We start from the raw sequence: 17,816 nt of genomic DNA, 5'->3' as shown, positions 1-17,816 counted from the left end.
GGAAGAAGAAGTCGCGGCTCTTCTCGGCGCGGGCCGGATCCGCCGGGTCGGACCGGCTAGCTCCGAGCGGTCAGGTCGGCCCGCGCCTGCTCGTCCGGCTCCGGCGACGCCACGGCACCGGCCGTCTCGGTCGAGGTGAAGAACGCAGCAACGACGGTGCAGACCGCGAGCAGAATCACTGTGAGGTACAAGGAGTCCGTCAGGGCCGAGGAGTACGGCGCCTTGACCGCGTCGGGAAGGGTGCCGGCTTCGCCGGTCGAGGTGGGCAGCGAATGCGCCGCCATGCGCGCGGTCAGCAGTGCCCCGATTCCGGCACTACCGAGCACGGAGCCGACCTGGCGGGTGGTGTTGTAGATGCCCGAAGCAGCACCCATCCGCTCCAGCGGCAGGCTCCGTAGCGCGGTCGCCGGCAGCGGCGCCCAGATGCAGGAACTGCCGATACCGCACACCACAGACATCACGCACATCCACGCGATGGAGCCGTGCGGGGTGGCGAGACCGACGAACCACAACACCGCCGCGGTGAACACGGCGAAGCCGAATGTCAGCAGATAGCGCGGCGGCACCTTGTCGGAGAGCTTGCCGACAACCGGCGACAGGACGCCGGAAACGACTGCCATCGGGGCGAATACCAGCGCCGCCCGGGTCGGGGACAGATCACGAACGGTCTGCAGATAGAAGTACGACGGCACCATCTGTGCCGTCGTCGCGGCGGCCAGCGCCGCGGTCGCGACGTTGCCGAGCGAGAAGTTGCGGTTGCGGAACAGGCTCAGCGGCACCAGCGGTTCGATCGTCGCCCGGCTCTGGTAGACCAGGAACGAGGCGAGAACCACGAGACCGCCGACGATCAATCCCCACACCCAGCCCGCCCAGTGATAGCTGTTGCCCTGCTGGATACCGAACACCAACGCCGTCATTCCGATCGCGACGGCAATCACTCCGGGGATGTCGAAGCGGTGACGGTTGGTCGGCAGCACCGGAATCAGCCACGCGCCCAACGCGAACGCGATCAATCCGATCGGCACGTTGACATAGAAGATCCACTGCCAACCGCCGTTGTCGATGAGCGCACCGCCGAAGATCGGCCCGACCAGCGTCGCGATGCCCGCGACCGCACCCCATACGCCCATCGCCGCACCGCGCTTGTCCCACGGGAAAATCCGGCCGATCACCGCCATCGTCTGTGGCGCCATCAACGCCGCGCCGAGACCTTGCACAGCCCGCGCCGCGATCAGCGATCCGATGCTGCCCGCCCAGCCGCACCACAGCGACGCCAGCGTGAAAACCGCCAGACCCCCCAAGTAGAGATATTTCGGTCCGAACCGGTCGCCGAGGCGACCGGTGATGAGCAGCGGCACCGCGAAGGTGAGCAGGTAGGCGCTGGTCACCCAGATCACCTTGGACATGTCGGTGTGCAGTCCGTTCATGATCGCCGGGTTCGCCACCGCAACGATCGTCATGTCCAGCAGGATCATGAAGTAGCCCACGCACAGCGCGCCGAGCGCCCCCCAAGGGTTACGTTCCGTTGTCATGTCCGCGTCCTCAATTTCTTTGTCGGCTGACACAGAATAGGTAGCAGCGCCTCGGAAGCCACGTCAAGAGATATCTTGAACGGGCGACACATATTTCGTGTGAGCAGGGAAGGTGGTAGGTGATGGGAGAGCGTGGTCGTCCCCGGAGCTTCGACCGCGACGCCGCGCTGCGGCAGGCGATGATGGCGTTCTGGAACGACGGGTACGAGGCGACGTCGATGTCCGACCTCACGGCCGCGATGGGAATCGCCTCGCCCAGTATCTACGCCTGCTTCGGTTCCAAGGAACAACTCTTCCGTGAGGCTGTCGAGCTCTACGATTCGATCGCGGGCTGTCCGGCGCGCCAGGCGCTCGACCACGCGCCCGGCGCCCGGGAGGCGGTGGACGAAATGTTGTCCACGAGCGCCGATTTCTACACCGATCCCGCGACTCCGCCGGGATGTATGGTCGTGATGGCCACCACGTGGAGCGCGCTGAGCCCGGATGTCCGGGCGCACCTCGCCGACCTTCGGCGCGGTATGCAGGCCGCGATCGCCGCCCGGCTGCGACGCGCCGTCGCGGAGGGCGACCTTCCGGACGACGCGGCCGTGGACACGATGGCCGCCTTCTACACCACAGTCCAGCAGGGCATGTCGATCCAGGCCCGCGACGGTGCCACCCGCGCCGACCTGGATGCCGTCGTCACTGCCGCGATGTCGGCATGGGACGGCCTGGCAGGCCGGCGCTGACGACGCTGCGCAGCGCCTCGACGAGGGCATCGGCCAGTGCCTGCGCGCGAGCGGCGGACAGCAGCCCTTCGACATAGCCCAGATGCAGCGACAATTCGTCCGATCCGAGTCCGACGGTGAGCATCAGCAGACCGCTGATCGACATACCGGAGACGAATTCGGCGCCGGTGACCTCCCACTCGCCGATGCGCTCCGGGAAATTCCGGGTGTCCACCACCGTCATGCACAGATTGCCGGGGCCGCGGGCATCCAGTTGCGCGACGACCCGGTCCACCCGGTCCGGCGTCTCGGGCATCATGTGCGCGATCCCGAGCAGGCCCCCGAGATGCCGGCGTTGCCGCACCCGCGCGGCGAATTCGCTTTCGAAGCCGGCCGCTGCCTCCCACAGCGGCGGCCCGGCGGCGGTGGGGACGGCGATCATCGCCTGGTACGCCCCGGTGCGGGTGTCGTCCAGCGGAGGGTCCAGATGCTCCCGGAACTGCACCGAGACGCCGATCGGGTAATGCGCATGCGCCGCACCGGTATCCGCCGCGGCGGCCCGCGCGAGCGCGGCGGCCACCAGACTCTCCGGCAGCACGTCGTGCTCGCGGCAGGCCGCCAGCAACGCCCGATACTCGGATCCGCCCACCACCCGGCGCGTCGCTCTGGTGAAACGCTGCGCCGGTCGCACCTCGGCCTCGACGGCCAACCGCACGAGGTTCAGCCGTTCATCGGCCTGGGCGGCCGCCATCGAGCGGCCCAGGGCCGCGCGCTGACCGTCGGTATCCCGGAATTGCCCGGGCAGCAGGTCTTCCGGTGCGGCGGGAGCCGGAATCTCCGGCACCCAGCCGGTCGTACCGGCGGCGGCGAACTCCAGCACCTGGCGGGCGAACGACAGTGTCGTCACCGCGTCCGCGATGGTGTAGACCGAGGTCAGGATCAAGTCGTGCACACCGGGCGCGACGGTGACCAGCGTGGCGCGCAGCAGTGGCGCGTCACCCGATCCGGATGTGCTGCCCGCGAAGCGTTCCCGCAGTTCGGTGTCGATCTGGGCGGTCCAGTCGCCGGATGTGACCTCCCGCAACGGAATCGGCTGTACGGCGAACGGCACGAACAGTGGGTCGCGGCTCTCGTCACTGCGCACCGCGGCGTGCAGCATCGGGTGGCGCCGGGCCAGCGCGGCCAGACCTGTGCGCACCGCATCGGCGGTCAGATCTCCCGCGACACGCACCCGGGACACGATGTGCAGCGGAGCGACCCGGTCCACGGTCCAATGCCAGCGTTCCAGGGCGGACAGCGCACGCGGTAGCGCGGCGGTGGTGTCCGGGTCGCCCAGGCCCGGCCAGGTCATCGGCTCGAGACTGCGGGTGTGGCCGTCCGCGCTCGACATGTAGCGGTCGCGCGCCGCGACGCGGTCCGGGTCGACGGTCTGCTCGAGTTCGCCGAGTTTGCGCGATTCGTCGACGAACATGGTGGTGCGCGGAATCCGTCGCCGCTCGTAGACCCGCAGCGCGGTCTCGGCGTCGTCGTGGGTGGCCAGTGCGTGTGCCAGCACGATCGCGTCCTCGATCGCGGCGTTCGCGCCCTGGCCGAGGCTGGGCAGCATCGGATGGGCGGCGTCGCCGAGCAAGGTGACTCGCCCGCTCCCCCAGGCCGGCAGTACGGGCCGGTCCTGCGCGGGCAGCGCCAGGATATCGGCTTCCGGTGTGCCGGAGATGATTTCGCGAATTTCCGGCGCCCAGTCCGCGAACCGAGCCAGCAGGTCGTCCTTGCCGTGTGGCCAGTCCGCGGCCAGTTCGCCGGTGGTGGTTTGCGTGCCCCACCAATAGACGCGGCCCCCGCCGCGGTCGCTGATACCGAACCGCTGTCCGGTGCCCCAGTATTGGACCGACTCACCCACCTCGACGAATCGGCGATCGAACCGGGCCAGCGCGAGCCAGCACACGAATTCCCCGGGGCGCGGGGCCGAGTGGCCGTGCAACCGGCCACGAATCGCGGAGTTGATGCCGTCCGCACCGATCAGCACGTCCGCGCTCAGCGTGCGGCCGTCGGCCAGTTCCACCTCGACCGCGTCGCCGGTTTCGGTGAATCCGAGCACGTCGGCGTCCAGTTCGACCCGCAGATCGTCGCCGCAGGCGCGCAGCAGGACGTCGTGCAAATCGGGCCGGGCCAATACCACGGCCGGGGCGCCCAGCAGGGCCTCGGTCGGCGCCACATCGACGCGGCGCATGACCGAGCCGTCCGGGCGGCGATAACTGGCCGACAACGCCTGCCCGCCGACTCGCAGCAGTTCCTCGTCGATGCCGAGGTCCAGGGTGCGCAGCGCGTTCATCGCGTTGGACTGCAGCGACAGCCCGAATCCGGCCGCGCGCAAGGTCGGGCCGCGCTCGCACAACACCACGTCGATGCCGGCCCGGCGCAGCGCCGCCGCGGTGGTGAGACCACCGATGCCGGCTCCGACGACTATCGCGGACTTGACAGAAGAATTCACGGAATGTCCTTGCTGGATAAGAGGATCCGGAGGTGTCATGCGGAGGGTGTAGCGGCGGGGTCCAGTACCAGGGCGAGCTGGGCGGCGACCTCGGCGACCTGTGGGGGTTGAATCAGCGTGAGATGGTCCCCGGGCACCGCGATCACCTCGAGACGACCCGCGGCGTAGGTGTCCCAGCCGTTGGTCGGATCCCGATGCAATGTCCCGACCCGATCGTGTCGCAGCCGCAGCACCGGCGGCAGCGGCTCGGTGGCGCGCAGCAGGGTCATGGTGCCGGCGTAGGCCTGCGGTCGATAGCCGACGAATGCCCGCCAATTGCCGACGAAGACGTCGAACAGGCGCCGGACTAGTTCCCGGGAACCGGCCGACGGCAGCACACCCGCCTCGACGGCGGTGGCGAGCATGAAATCGAAGACCTGATCGTCGGTTTCGAGCTCGGCGGGGATCGCCACCACCGCCGCGTCCGCGCCACGGGCCAGCAGCAGCAGTTCCCACAGGAAGAACTCCTGCAGTCTGCGCTCGGCCACCGGGAGCGGGTCGCCGTGCCGAACGGTCATGGCGTCGATCAGCACCAGCGTGTCCACCTCGTGGCCGGCTCGCGTCAGCTGCTGGGCCATCTCGAAGGCCATCATGCCGCCCAGCGACCAGCCGCCCAGGTGATAAGGGCCCTCCGGTTGCACTCGGCGGATCGCCTCGATGTAGCCGCGCGCGATCTCCGGCATCGAGGCGGCCACGGTGCTGCCCGGCCGCAGACCCGCGGCCTGCAGACCGTAGACCGGCCGTCCCGCGGGTAGCTGTTGGGCCAATTCCACATAACACAGCACGTTTCCGCCGATCGGAGGCGCGAGGAACAGCGGCGCGCCGTCACCGTCGCGCAGCGGGACCAGCGGGTCGAAACCGGTATCCGGGTGTTCACGCAGATGCTCGGCCAGCGCAGCCACCGTGGGACCGGTCGCCAGTGCCGACACCGGCAACGCCACACCGTATCGCTGCTCGATGGACACGATCAGCCGCACGGCGGTCAGCGAGTTCCCGCCCAGGGCGAAGAAGTCGTCGTGGACCCCGATGTCGGTCAGACCGAGAGTGTCGGCCATGAGCTCGGCCACCGCCGACTCGACGGGCGTGCGCGGCGGCACTCGACCGCCCAGTTCCACGGCAGGCAACGCCATGGTGGCCAGCACCGCGTCGGCACGCTTCCCGCTGGGGGTCGCCGGCAACGCGTCCAGCCACACCAGACGGCTCGGGATCATGTACTCGGGCAGCCATTCCCGCAACGCGGCGAGAACGCCCGCCTCGTTCACCCCGGCGCGCGAACCGACCAAGAACCCCACCAGCTGGGTATGCGCACTCGAACCAGCGATACCGTCGTGCGCCACGACCGCCACCTCGGTGATGCCCGGCAGCGCTGCGGTGACCCGGCGCAGCGCCAGCTCCACCTCCATCGGTTCCACCCGATGACCGCGAATCTTGACCTGACCCCCGCGGCGGCCGTCGGCGACCACCTCGCCGCCGGGCAGCCGGCGGCCGATATCACCGGTGCGGTAGAGCCGCGCGCCCTCCGCGCGAGGATCCGGCCGGAATGCGGCGGCGGTGAGCTCCGGCCGACCGAGATAGCCGTCGGCGAGGCAGAGCCCGCCGAGGTGGATCTCGCCGGGCACGCCGTCGGGTACCGGGAGCATGTTCTCGTCCAGGACCAGGATCTCGGCATTGTCGATCGCGGTGCCGATCGGCGGCAGCACGGGGAACCGAGCCGGGTCGCCGGTCATGGTGTAGCGGGTCGCCACGTGAGTTTCGGTCGGCCCGTATTGGTTCTCCAGGACGACACCGGAGCCCGCGGCACACAGGGCGCGGATCTCGTCGGTCACCCGCAGCTGTTCGCCTGAGGAGATGATCACCCGCAGTCCGGCCGGTGCGGTGCCCAGCCGGGCCGCGGCCTCGGCCAGTTGCTGCAAGGCGACGTAGGGCAGATACACCCGCTCGGCGCCGGTGGCGGTCAGCAGACCGGGCAGCGCGGGCAGATCGCGGCGCTGTTGCTCGGTGAGCATGATGAGCCGCCCGCCACCGCACAGCGTGGAATAGACCTCCTGGAAAGAGACATCGAAAGACAGTGGCGCGAATTGTGTTGTGGCCGGGGCTCGTCCGGTTTCGGGCAGCAGGCCGCTGGGAGCCGCGAGCTGGCCGCCGATCAGATTCGCCAGCGCTCGATGCGGCATGACCACACCTTTCGGAGCACCGGTCGAGCCGGAGGTGAACAGCACGTATGCGGTCGCGGACGGGTCGACGGCCGGCAGGTCCGCCGAGACCGGCGAGTCCATCAGATCGCCCAGAATAATTCGCGAATACTGTTGCGGCACCGGCGTTTCCTCACCCGAGCCGATGATCACCGCGAACGGGCGGGCCTGTTCCAGCATGGCGTGCAGACGCGAGGCAGGATAGCTCGGGTCCAGGGGAACGCACGCCGCGCCGGCTTTGGCAATGCCCAACACCGCCGCTACCAGCTCGATCGAGCGGTCCATCGTGAGCGCGATCCGGTCGCCCGGTCGCGCTCCGCGCGCCACCAGTGCCGCGGCGATCCGGCCCGACACTTCCGCCAGCCTGGCATAACTCGTGGTGTGTGAACCGAATTCGACCGCGATCGCGTCCGGCATACGCGCCACGCACGCATCGAACAGGTCCATCACGGTGGTCGCGGTATCGCCGCGCGGGACCGGAGCCGAAGCCGGCGTGCGCGAGGTGAAGGCGACCGAGACAGTGGGATCGCCGGTGAGCCGCGACAGTACCGACAGGTAGGTGTCACCGATCATGGTCAGCTGATCGGGGGTGTAGAGGGCGGGATCGCCGTCGATGCGTAACGACAGGCTGCCATCGGCGGGGCTTCGCGCCGCGTTCAGCAGCAGCGCGAAATTGGTGTCCTCGCGGATGTCGACGTCGAGCAGTTCCACGTCCAGGGACCGCACGGCCGCACCGAAGGCATGGAAATGGATGTAGTTGAAGGCGGTGTCCAGCGTCACGCCGATGTCGCGCTGGATTTCGGCGAGCGGAAAACGCCTGTGCGGCGCGCTGTTGCGCTCCTGATCGAACAGGGCGGTCAAGATCTCGTGCGGGCTGCGGCCGCCGAAGTCCAACCGGAACGGCACCGTATTGAGGAACAGTCCGATCATGCGTTCAGCCTCGAGCAGCTCGGGGCGGCCATGGGTGACGACCCCCGTGGTGACGTCGGTCCGCCCGGACAGCAGGCCCACGGTGCACAGGTGTGCGGCCAGCAGCACGGTCTTGAGGGGCAGGTGCATGGCGGCGGCCACCTCGTCGACGCGCGCCCGGAGCGCCGCGGGAATCGACACCGACCGGGACAGGCGGGCGCTCGCCGGCGAGTCCGCCCGGCCCGGTTCGGCCGGAGCGGGGTCGGCCGTGACGTGCGGGCGCATGCCAGGGATGCGGGTGGATTCCGCACCGGCCAGCAGTTGCTGCCAGTACCGCCGATCGGCCGGGTCGCTGATCGAATTCTGTTCCGCGCGCACATATTCGGCAAACGACGGCAGGTCGGACCCGGCAGCCGAACCGGAGCCGGTGGCGAGCGCGCGATAGTCGCCCAGCAATTCCGACAGCAGTGTGGAAACGCTCCAGCCGTCGAGGATCGCGTGGTGGAACGACAGCACCAGATCGATCCGGTCGGCACGCCGGAAGACCGCGACATGGAACAGGCCGGGCCGCTCGAAGCGGTACGGCTCCCAGCGGTGGTGGGCGATGTGGTCGGCCACGATCGCGTCGGCCGCTTCGGATTCGACCGCCCGCAGGTCGGCGATCGTCAACGGCGGTTCCAGCTGCGGGTGCACCAGTTGCAGCGGCTCGGAATAGGAGGCCGGATCGAATGAGGTACGCAGCATCGGATGCCGGGCGACGGCCTGTGCCAGCGCGGTCCGCCAGGCCGGCTCATGCCAGTCCATCCGCAGCGAATACCGGAAAACGTCTTGGTAGAGCGGTGATCCGGCGCGTTCGCGACTGTGGAACAGCATGCCCAGCTGCAGCTTGGTCAGCGGATAGGCGTCGACCACATGGCCGAGCCCGGCGCGGTCGATCACCGCCACGAGCTCGAACGGAGTGACCGCCGTGGTGGCGGCCGCCCCGACATGGACGCGGTCCGCCAGTTCGGCGATGGTGGGCGACTCGGCGAGATCACGCGCGCTGAACAACAGTCCGCGCGCCTGGGCGCGGGCTCGCACCCGCAGCAACAGGATGGAATCGCCACCCAGGTCGTAGAAGTTATCGGTCACCGAGACCGAGTCGCGGTCGAACACCTCGCTCCACACGTGCGCGAGCTGCTTCTCCACCCGGGTCCGTGGCGCACGGTGCGCGACGGCTTCCCGGCCGGGGCGGACGGCGGTCAGCGCGGAACGGTCGGTCTTCCCGCTGGGGGTCAGCGGAATCGCCGCGACCGCGATGTATTCGGCCGGAATCATGAACGCGGGCAGTGTTTTCGCGAGTCCGGCACGCAGCGCGGCGGGATCGAACACGTCTTGGGGCACACAGTAGGCGGCCAGATATCGACCGCGATGGGCCGAGTGCAGGTCGATGACCGCCGCGGCCGAGATGCCGGGCAACATCGCCAGCGCGTTCTCGACCTCGCCCAGCTCCACCCGATTTCCGCGGATCTTCACTTGCCGGTCGATCCGGCCGAGGTACTCGAGTTCACCGTGGGCCAGCCACCGGGCCAGATCGCCGGTTCGGTACATCCGTTCACCCGGGTGGAACGGGTCGGCGACGAACTTCTCCGCGCTCAACTCCGGGCGGTTGTGGTACCCGCGCGCGACACCCGCGCCCGCGACGCACAGTTCGCCCGGCACCCCCACCGGCTGCGGTTGATCGCCGGCCCCGAGGACATACAGCCGGGTGTTGTCGATCGGGCGGCCGAGCGGTACCCGCGTTATCGGCAGCTCGGGATCGGTGGGGCAGTCGTAGTAGGAGACGTCGACGGTCGCCTCGGTCGGGCCGTAGAGATTGACCAGCCGCGGGGCGTGGGCACCGAGCCCGGCGAAGGTCCGGTTCCACCGGGAAACCTGATGCGGCAGCAGCGCTTCGCCACTACAGAACGCGATACGCAGCCCGGCCGCCCGGAACACCAGGGATGCGTCGGATTCCAGCAGGTCCAGCAACGGCGTGAGCATCGACGGCACGAAATGCAGCACCGTGACACCGAAATCGCCGATGGCGCCGAGGATGTCGCTCGGATCCTTTTCACCACCGGGTCGCAACAGCGCCACCCGCGCACCGGCGAGCCCCCACCAGAACAGTTCCCACACCGACACGTCGAACGAGGACGGCGTCTTCTGCAAAATCACATCCGACGGTCCGAGCGGGTACCGGCGCTGCATCCAGCTCAGCCGGTTGATCACCGAATGATGCTCGACGGCCACGCCTTTCGGCTTGCCGGTGGAGCCGGAGGTGTAGATCAGATAGGCCAGGTCGGTGCCGCCGGGCACCGGTTCGGGGCGCGGTCCGGGCAGTGCGACACCGGCCGGCCAGCGGTCGGAGGTCAGCACCGGGGCAGCGGCGTACGGGATTGCCGCCGCACCGGCGGCGTCGGTCAGCACGACGACGGCGGCACTGTCGGTGAGCAGATACTCGACCCGCTCGGCCGGGTAGCCGGGGTCGATCGGAACATAGGCGGCCCCCGCGTGCATGGCCGCCAGGATCGCGATCACCATGTCCGGCCCGCGCTCGAGCATGACGGCGATCGGATCCCCGGTGCGGACACCGTTCTCGCGCAACAGCAGCGAGAGCGCCACCGTGCGATCGGCGAGCCGGCGATAGGTGAGATAGGTGTCGGCCGTGCACAGGGCCACCGCGTCCGGAATACGTTCGGCCTGCGCCAGCACCGCACCGACCACACTCGCCTGCCGGTCGTAGGGACGGGCGGTGGCCCGGTCCCGGTCGATCAGCACGTCGGCGGCGGCGGCAGGCACCACCGGCAGCGCTGCGGGGTCGGCGTCGGGCGCGGCTATTCCGGCCTCCAGCAGCGTGGTCAGCCCGGCGACGACGGACTCGATGGTGTAGTCGGCGTCGAAGACGTCCGCGGCGTGGTCCAGGCGGATTCGGAGCGGGCCGTCATCGTCCACCTCCATGATCGTCCAGGCCAACGTGTTGGGGCTGTAGCCCTGCCAGTTCGACGACGCGGAATCCGCGAAGGAGGCCGACACCGATTGTTGAGCCACCGGTTCGAGTCCCTCGACCCGGCTGAGATTGGCCGGCAGCCGCAGGTAGGAAACGGTCACGTCGAACAGTTGACGGACCGGATCGCCGGCCCGGCGCAGTTCGGCCACCAGGTCGCCGAGTGGATAACGCTGATGCTGCTTCATCTGGCGCACATCGGCTTTCACCGCCTCGACCAGCTCGGCGACCGTGCGGTGAGCGGTGATCCGGATCGGCAGGGGGAGGGTGTTGGCGAAGTTTCCGACGGCGGCCAGCTCGGCCGGATTGTTGCGATTGCTGAACGGGACGCCGAGAACGACCTCCTCGGTCCGCAGCACCCGCGAGAGATAGACCCCGAGCATGGCGCACAGGTACGGGTACAGGGAGATGCCGGCCGCCCGGGCGCGATCGACCAGTGCCCGATCGAGAGTGAATCCGCGGGTGCGGATCGGAGAGAGTTCGTCGGTGTCGTGCCGACGGTCGAACAGCGCCGGGGTGACACCACGCAATCGGGCTACGAGAGCGTCGCGATCGAGGCGGTACTGCTCACTCGCTCGGTAATCGCGTTCATAGGCCAGACACTCGACGAAGGAGGAGCCCGGCAGCTCGGGCCGGTTCCCGGTCCCGGTGGTCGCTGCGTAGTCGGTCAGCAGCTCGGCGCGGAGGTTGCGCAGACCGGTGGCGTCGACCATCAGGTGGTGAGCGGCGGCGACCAGGTAGCAGGAAGTATCGCCGGCGCGAAGGATGGCGAAACGGAATGGTTCCGGGCCGGTCACATCGATCGGCGCCCGGGTGATTTCGTGAATGTGTTGCTGCGCAGACGATTCCGGGTCGGCATCGTCTGCGACGTCGAGCACGACCACCGGCGGGGTCCAATCGGCCGACAGCTCCTGATAGGGAACGCCGTCGAGGACGCCGTACCGCAACCGGAGGCCGTCGTTCCTTGCCAGGGTGCGCTGCGCCGCCGCCACCAGCTCCGCGAGGTCGACCGGAAAATTCAGGTGCCACACCGCACAGCAGAGATAAGTGGGCAGGCCCGGATGGAGTTCGACGATCGACCAGATATCGCGCTGATAAGCGGTGAGCGGCACACGCACGGGAACAGACATGAACAACCCCCGGATGGAGCAGGTGAATAGGACGAAATCCGAACCGATCCAGCGCAGAGATATGGTGATCCGGGTTCCGAACGAATACGCTCGACGAATATGCTCACATCGAGCATTCACGTTGCGACACTGCAACGACCAAGCGCTCGCTTGTATTGATGACCAAAGTAATCCGGCGCAGATGGTGTGTCAATGCCGGTCCGCCGGCGCTCGGCCGGACTGCGTTGCAGTGCAGGATATTTCACACCTGCGGTTACAGCAATGCCCGGGCCGCGCGATATTGCCCCAAGGTGCCATGCCCTAAAGTCTTATATACAAAAGTACGAGTCGGATTCTAATTTCGACAATGCACGCACCTGCCTACTACTCGAATTCCGGTAAAGCGTTTCGATCTGCTTTTCCGGTCGTTCATGTGATGCGCCGGAAAATGCGCGGACCGACCCTTTCGGATCAGCAGCGCTGCCGGCGAGCGGGTGTGCCGCCGCACACTCCCTTACGATGACGCCATGGCGGAGATCACGGTGGAGCGGCGCGATACGGTCGCGGTGGTGACGGTATCGGACCCCCAGCGCCGAAATGCGTTGACAGTCGCGCTGTCCGAGCAGCTGGCGGCGGCGATCACCGAGGCGGAGGCCGATCCCGGCGTGCACGCGGTGGTGATCACCGGGGCTCCCCCGGCATTCTGCGCGGGCGCCGACCTCAGTGCACTGGGCGAGGCGGCGGAGCAGGGACTGCGGGCCATCTACGCCGGATTCCTCGCCGTGGCCGAGTGTTCGCTGCCCACCGTCGCCGCGGTGGGCGGGCCCGCGGTCGGCGCGGGACTGAATCTGGCCCTGGCCGCGGATGTGCGCCTCGCCGGGCCGCGCGCCCGGTTCGATGCGCGATTCCTGCGGCTGGGCATCCATCCGGGCGGCGGCATGACGTGGATGTTGCAGCGCGCCGTCGGTGCGCAGCGGGCTGCGGCCATGACGCTGCTGGGCGAGATCCTCGATGCCGACGCGGCACACAGTGCGGGCCTGGTGCATCGTGTCGTGCTCGGCGACCACGACGACTTGGTTTCCGCCGCGGTCGAATTGGCGGCCGGCGCGGCCGAGGCACCGCGCGAGCTGCTGATCACCACCAAACGCACCATGCGCCACACGCGCACACTGGACTCGCATGCCGAGGCCGTCGACGCGGAGATCGTCCCGCAGGTGGCATCGCTGGATTCCGAGGAATTCGCCGCCCGGCTCGCGGCGATGAAGGCGCGCATCAGCGCCCCGCGATAGCTGCGAGAATGTGATTCTCTTTGCAGTAGAATCAATCCGCTCGTGTGTGGCCCTGCCGGGACGCACCGGACCGGAGGAGATGCCGTGAGTGTCGAAAGCAGACTGTCCCCGCGCCGCCATGTGCTGCTCGAACTCGGCTTCGCCACCCGGCGCGCCGGCGACGAGGTGCACGGTGGCGCGACCATCGTGCCGGAACTGCATGCGCCGGGAACCGCGCATCTGCGCACCTCCATCCTCGCCACCTGGGCCGATACCGTCGCCGGGCTGCTGGCGTCGCTGGTAACGCATCCGCGGGTTCCGGTGACCCTCGAACTCGACGTTCACCTCTACCGGCCCGCGCCCGCGGCCGGGCACCTCGAGGCGATCGGCCGCACCGTGAAGGTGGGCCGGTCGGTCTTCGTGGCCGAGATCGACTTCGCCGTCGACGGCGAACCGCTGGCCTTGGCCGGTGCGTCCTTCATGGTCGCACCCGACCCGGACCTGCAACTTCCCCGCGCACTCAGCCTCGATATGCCGGCCGGGCGCGACCGGCTCACCACTCCCCTGGCCGAACGCCTGGGCTGCGAACGGGTGCGTCCCGGCGTGGCCGTCCTCCCGCGCACCGACGACGTGCTCAACGCGGCGGGCAGCGTCAACGGCGGTCTCATCGCCGTCGCGGCCGAGGAAGCCGTGCTGTCGCTCGCGCCCGGTGACAGCCTCGGCTTCCTCGGCCTGCGTTATCTGCAACCGGCCAAGGTGGGTCCGGTGACGGCCACCGCGACGGTGCGGGGCGGCGTCGGTCGGGTCGAGCTGCGGGACACCGGCAGCGACGACCGTCTCGCCGCCGTCGCCACCGCCCGCACCTTCGGTGTCGCGACCTAGCTCCGGTGCGTGATCAGGCCGCGCCGAACCAGGTCGGCAGGTGGGCGAGCAGATCGTCCTGGTCGCTGCCGACCCATGCGACATGCCCGTCCGGTCGCAGCAGCACCGCGGGCACATCCAATTCCTCGCTGACATCGACGACGTGATCCACGCGATCGGCCCATCCCGCCACCGACAGCCGGCCGGTCTGATCCAGCAGCAGTCCGCGGCCCGCGTGCATCAGCTCGTAGAGGCGCCCGTCTTTCAACCGCACGTCCCGCAGGCGCCGGCCCAGCAGTTCGTGCCCTTCGCCGAAGTCGTAGCGGATCGCGGTGGCGGTGATCTTCTCGGTCAGCCGCCGGTTGACCTCGTCGATATCGATGAGGTCGGTGAGCAGCCGGCGCACCGCCCGCGGCCCCGGCTCGAGCGACATCAGCTCCATCTGGGCGCGCGTGTTGTCCAGTACGTCGGCGGCGACCGGGTGCCGCTCGGACTCGTAGCTGTCCAGCAGATCGGCCGGGGCCCACCCGGCGAGTTCGGCGGCCAGCTTCCATCCCAGGTTGAACGCGTCCTGGATGCCGAGGTTGAGGCCCTGCCCGCCGACCGGCGGATGGATGTGCGCGGCGTCCCCGGCCAGCAGCACCCGCCCGGATCGATACCGCTCGGCCAGCCGGGTCGCGTCGCCGAAACGCGACAGCCAGCGCGGTGAATGCACACCGAAGTCGGTGCCGGCGGTGGCCACGAGCTGCCGCTTGACCTCCTCCATCGTCGGCGGCACGGTGCGGTCCTCGGACAGTCCCTCGGCTGGTACCACGAATCGGAACGTACCGTTGCCCGACGGCCCGACCCCGAAGCGCCGCTGTGTCTTGCGGACCTCGGTCACCACCGCGGTCACGGTCTCCAGGGGCGCGTCCAGCTCGACCTCCCCCAGCAGCGTCTCCACTCGCGACGGTTCACCGGGAAAGTCGATTCCCGCGAGTTTGCGCACGGTGCTGCGCCCGCCGTCGCAGCCGACGAGATACCGCGCGCGCAGCCGGCTGCCGTCGGCCAGTTCGACGGTCACGCCGTCCGCGTCCTGGGCGGCGCCGACCACCTCGCGGCCGCGCCGAATGTCGACGCCGAGTTCGGCGGCATGTTCGGCGAGCAGCCGGTCGGTGACGGTCTGCGGAATGCCGAGCACATAGGCGTGCGCCGAGTCCAGCTCCGGCTGCGGTGCCGTGATACCGGCGAAGAACCCGCCGACCGGATACTTCGTGCCCAGCGCGAGAAACCGCTCCAGCAGCCCGCGCTGATCCATCACTTCGATACTGCGCGCGTGCAGGCCCAGCGCGCGGACCACCTTGGTCGGCTCGGTCTCCTTCTCCAGCACGACCGGGTTCAGGCCGTGCAACCGCAACTCGCACGCCAGCATCAGACCGGTAGGTCCGGCACCGGCAACGATCACGTCAATCATGAAACCCCATTCGACACGGTGAGGGCACAGCCCGCGGAACAGCCGATTTCCGCAGGTCGTGGCGTTGGCCCGACGATTGTGCAGCACACCCCCGGCCTTGCCGCAAGGCCCCCTGTGCGCTATATATTGAAGTGGGAGGGGATGTCTGTATTCTCCTGCTTCCGTTTCGGCCGGCGCTCACACCTGGCGCGTCATGAACGCACTCGTCCCGGTGTCGAGATAGTCGCCGAAGGCGCCGCAGGCGACGAATCCACACCGCGCGTACAGCATCCGTGCGGGCCGAAACGCTTCGCCCATACCGGTTTCCAGGCTCACCCGCACCCACCCGCGGGCGCGTGCGAACGCGAGCAGATACGTGACGATCGCGGTGCCGACACCATGTCCGCGCGCCGCTTCGTCGGTGTGCATCGCTTTCAGTTCCCCGTGCCCGGTACCGAGATCGCGCACCGCGCCCATACCCAGCAGCACCCCGTCGCGGCGAGCGGTGACCAGAATGAGGTGCGGATCGGCCCACGCGTCGTGGTCGAGTGCGAACACGGCGTCGGCCGGGGTATGCGCCCGCGCGAAGGCCAGATGGCGGGCGGCCAGCGCTCGCACATCGGCCCGGGCGGGATCATCGGCGGCAACTGTCACAGGCGGCACGGTCGATCATTCTTCCCGGCGCGGGCGGGCGCGGTGAACGTCGTTGCCCGGTAACCTGTCTCGCGATGAGCGTCTCACCGGATCCCGTGGTCGTCGATATCGCCGTGCCGGAGGCGGTTCGCACCGAATTACGGCGGGGAGTGCGCAGCGTGCTCGTCGACACGGTCGCCCTGCGGATGGTGCGGGAGCGTTTCGACACCGAGCAGGCCGGGGCGCTGGGCCGCTATCTGGAGGCCTCGCAGTCGCCGAACACGGTGCGCGCCTACCGGTCCGACTGGATCGGGTGGTCGGCGTGGTGTGCGGCCGAGGCGCGGTGCGCACTGCCCGCGGACGCCCTCGATGTCGCGGTGTATCTGGCCGCGGCCGCCGATGCGCGAAAACCCTCCGGCGAGTGGGCGTTCGGGCCGGCCACGCTGGAACGCAAGAGCGCCGCCATCGCCGCGGTCCATGCCGCCAACGGGCTACCCTCCCCGACCCGATCGGATGTGGTGCGGTTGACCCTGCGCGGCATTCGCCGCACGCGTCGCAGCGTGCCCAAGCGGAAACGTCCCGTGCTGCTGCACACGCTGGAACAACTGCTCGACGGATTGCCGGCCCCGGGCTGGCCGACCGAACCGGCCCGCCGACGCGACCGGCTGATGCTGCTCGTCGGATTCGCCGGGGCACTGCGCCGCAGCGAACTCGCCGGACTCCGCGTCGGTGATGTGGCGGTCACCCTCGATCACCGCACCGGCGAACCCCTGCTGCTGGTGCGGCTGCCGGCGACGAAAACCGATCCGACCGGTGCCGGCGCCCAGTCGGTAGCCCTGCCGCGCGGGGCGCGACCCTCGACGTGCCCGGTGTGCGCATTCGCCGAGTGGATCGATCTGCGCGACATCCACGCCGCGGGCGGCACCGACGATCTGCGGCCCTGGACCGAGCGCACCAGCGCCGCCGGCGACATCCACCGCTGCCACGGCTTCACCGGCGCCACCCGCGTCGATGCGCAGGCCCCGCTGTTCCCGCCGGTGTCGCGGCACGGCGGCATCGGCGCGCAGCCGATCTCGGGGCGTGCGGTGGCGGAGCTGGTGAAACGCTACGCCGCACGGGCGGGACTGGATCCGGCGCTGTTCTCCGGACATTCACTGCGCGCCGGATTCGCCACCCAGGCCGCGCTCGGCGGCGCCAGCGACCGCGAGATCATGCGCCAGGGCCGCTGGTCCAACCCGCGCACCGTGCACGGCTACATCCGCACCGCGAATCCCTTGGAGGACAACGCGGTAACCAAACTCGGGTTGTGAATCAAGACTTCGTTCGACCTGCGTTGAATGCACCACTGCGAATTGCTGCGCCGAAGGTCTCGGAAGATTCACTCTCCGGCGAACAGTCGTGAAATTGGTACTCACCTGCCTCGCCGTCCATGATGACCGGCCTCCGACCGAACGGGCCGCGACCGGAGTTCGAGACGCGGTAGCCGTTGTGACATCTGTCTTGTTGTGCGAAACGGCATTTCATGGCCTGCGTGCCTCGCGTCGCGCACTCCCGGCGGCGTGACCTGGGATATGACGGAACGCACGCGTCGCTTCGTCCCGAAGGCCGATCGATTCGA

The 17,816-nt window shown here is 69.0% G+C and carries 9 protein-coding genes; 4 read left to right on the top strand and 5 right to left on the bottom strand.

Translation table 11 applies throughout. The features are described from left to right. Positions 1 to 56 precede the first annotated feature (56 nt). Positions 57 to 1,532, bottom strand: a complete 1,476-nt coding sequence (locus tag NMI01S_RS11350) for an MFS transporter (protein WP_062996341.1) — start codon at positions 1,530 to 1,532, stop codon at positions 57 to 59. Between the two features lie 122 nt (positions 1,533 to 1,654). On the opposite strand from NMI01S_RS11350, the gene NMI01S_RS11345 reads away from it, so the two are divergent. Next, a complete protein-coding gene (locus NMI01S_RS11345) occupies positions 1,655 to 2,260 on the top strand; it encodes a TetR/AcrR family transcriptional regulator (protein ID WP_062996339.1) in 606 nt (201 codons plus the stop codon). Here the strand turns inward: NMI01S_RS11345 and NMI01S_RS11340 are convergent. Continuing rightward, the gene (locus NMI01S_RS11340) at positions 2,214 to 4,730 is read right to left on the bottom strand and encodes an FAD-dependent monooxygenase (protein ID WP_062996335.1); all 2,517 of its coding nucleotides are present in this window, start codon (positions 4,728 to 4,730) and stop codon (positions 2,214 to 2,216) included. The two genes, NMI01S_RS11345 and NMI01S_RS11340, sit on opposite strands and share 47 nt — an antisense overlap. Positions 4,731 to 4,765: 35 nt before the next feature. Further along, the gene (locus tag NMI01S_RS11335) at positions 4,766 to 12,025 is read right to left on the bottom strand and encodes a non-ribosomal peptide synthetase (RefSeq protein ID WP_063920711.1); all 7,260 of its coding nucleotides are present in this window, start codon (positions 12,023 to 12,025) and stop codon (positions 4,766 to 4,768) included. A gap of 506 nt (positions 12,026 to 12,531) precedes the next feature. On the opposite strand from NMI01S_RS11335, the gene NMI01S_RS11330 reads away from it, so the two are divergent. Then, positions 12,532 to 13,293, top strand: a complete 762-nt coding sequence (locus NMI01S_RS11330; RefSeq protein WP_062996331.1) for an enoyl-CoA hydratase — start codon at positions 12,532 to 12,534, stop codon at positions 13,291 to 13,293. Positions 13,294 to 13,377: 84 nt separating this feature from the next. Next, positions 13,378 to 14,154 (top strand): PaaI family thioesterase, encoded by a 777-nt coding sequence (locus NMI01S_RS11325; RefSeq protein ID WP_062996329.1) that lies wholly within the window; start codon positions 13,378 to 13,380, stop codon positions 14,152 to 14,154. Between the two features lie 13 nt (positions 14,155 to 14,167). Here NMI01S_RS11325 and rox read toward each other — a convergent pair whose 3' ends face one another. After that, entirely contained in the window at positions 14,168 to 15,586 is a 1,419-nt protein-coding gene (gene rox, locus NMI01S_RS11320; RefSeq protein WP_062996327.1) for a rifampin monooxygenase, read from the bottom strand. Between the two features lie 177 nt (positions 15,587 to 15,763). After that, positions 15,764 to 16,219 (bottom strand): GNAT family N-acetyltransferase, encoded by a 456-nt coding sequence (locus NMI01S_RS11315; protein WP_062996326.1) that lies wholly within the window; start codon positions 16,217 to 16,219, stop codon positions 15,764 to 15,766. A 74-nt stretch (positions 16,220 to 16,293) separates the two neighbouring features. Between NMI01S_RS11315 and NMI01S_RS11310 the strand changes: the two genes are divergently transcribed. Continuing rightward, positions 16,294 to 17,508, top strand: coding sequence for a site-specific integrase (locus NMI01S_RS11310; RefSeq protein ID WP_062996323.1), 1,215 nt, complete (start codon positions 16,294 to 16,296; stop codon positions 17,506 to 17,508). Positions 17,509 to 17,816: the final 308 nt, after the last annotated feature.

The organism is Nocardia mikamii NBRC 108933 (genome assembly GCF_001613505.1).
Taxonomy (GTDB): domain Bacteria; phylum Actinomycetota; class Actinomycetes; order Mycobacteriales; family Mycobacteriaceae; genus Nocardia; species Nocardia mikamii.
The sequence above is the reverse complement of the archived record's forward strand: the minus strand, read 5'-3'. Positions and strand labels throughout refer to the sequence as shown.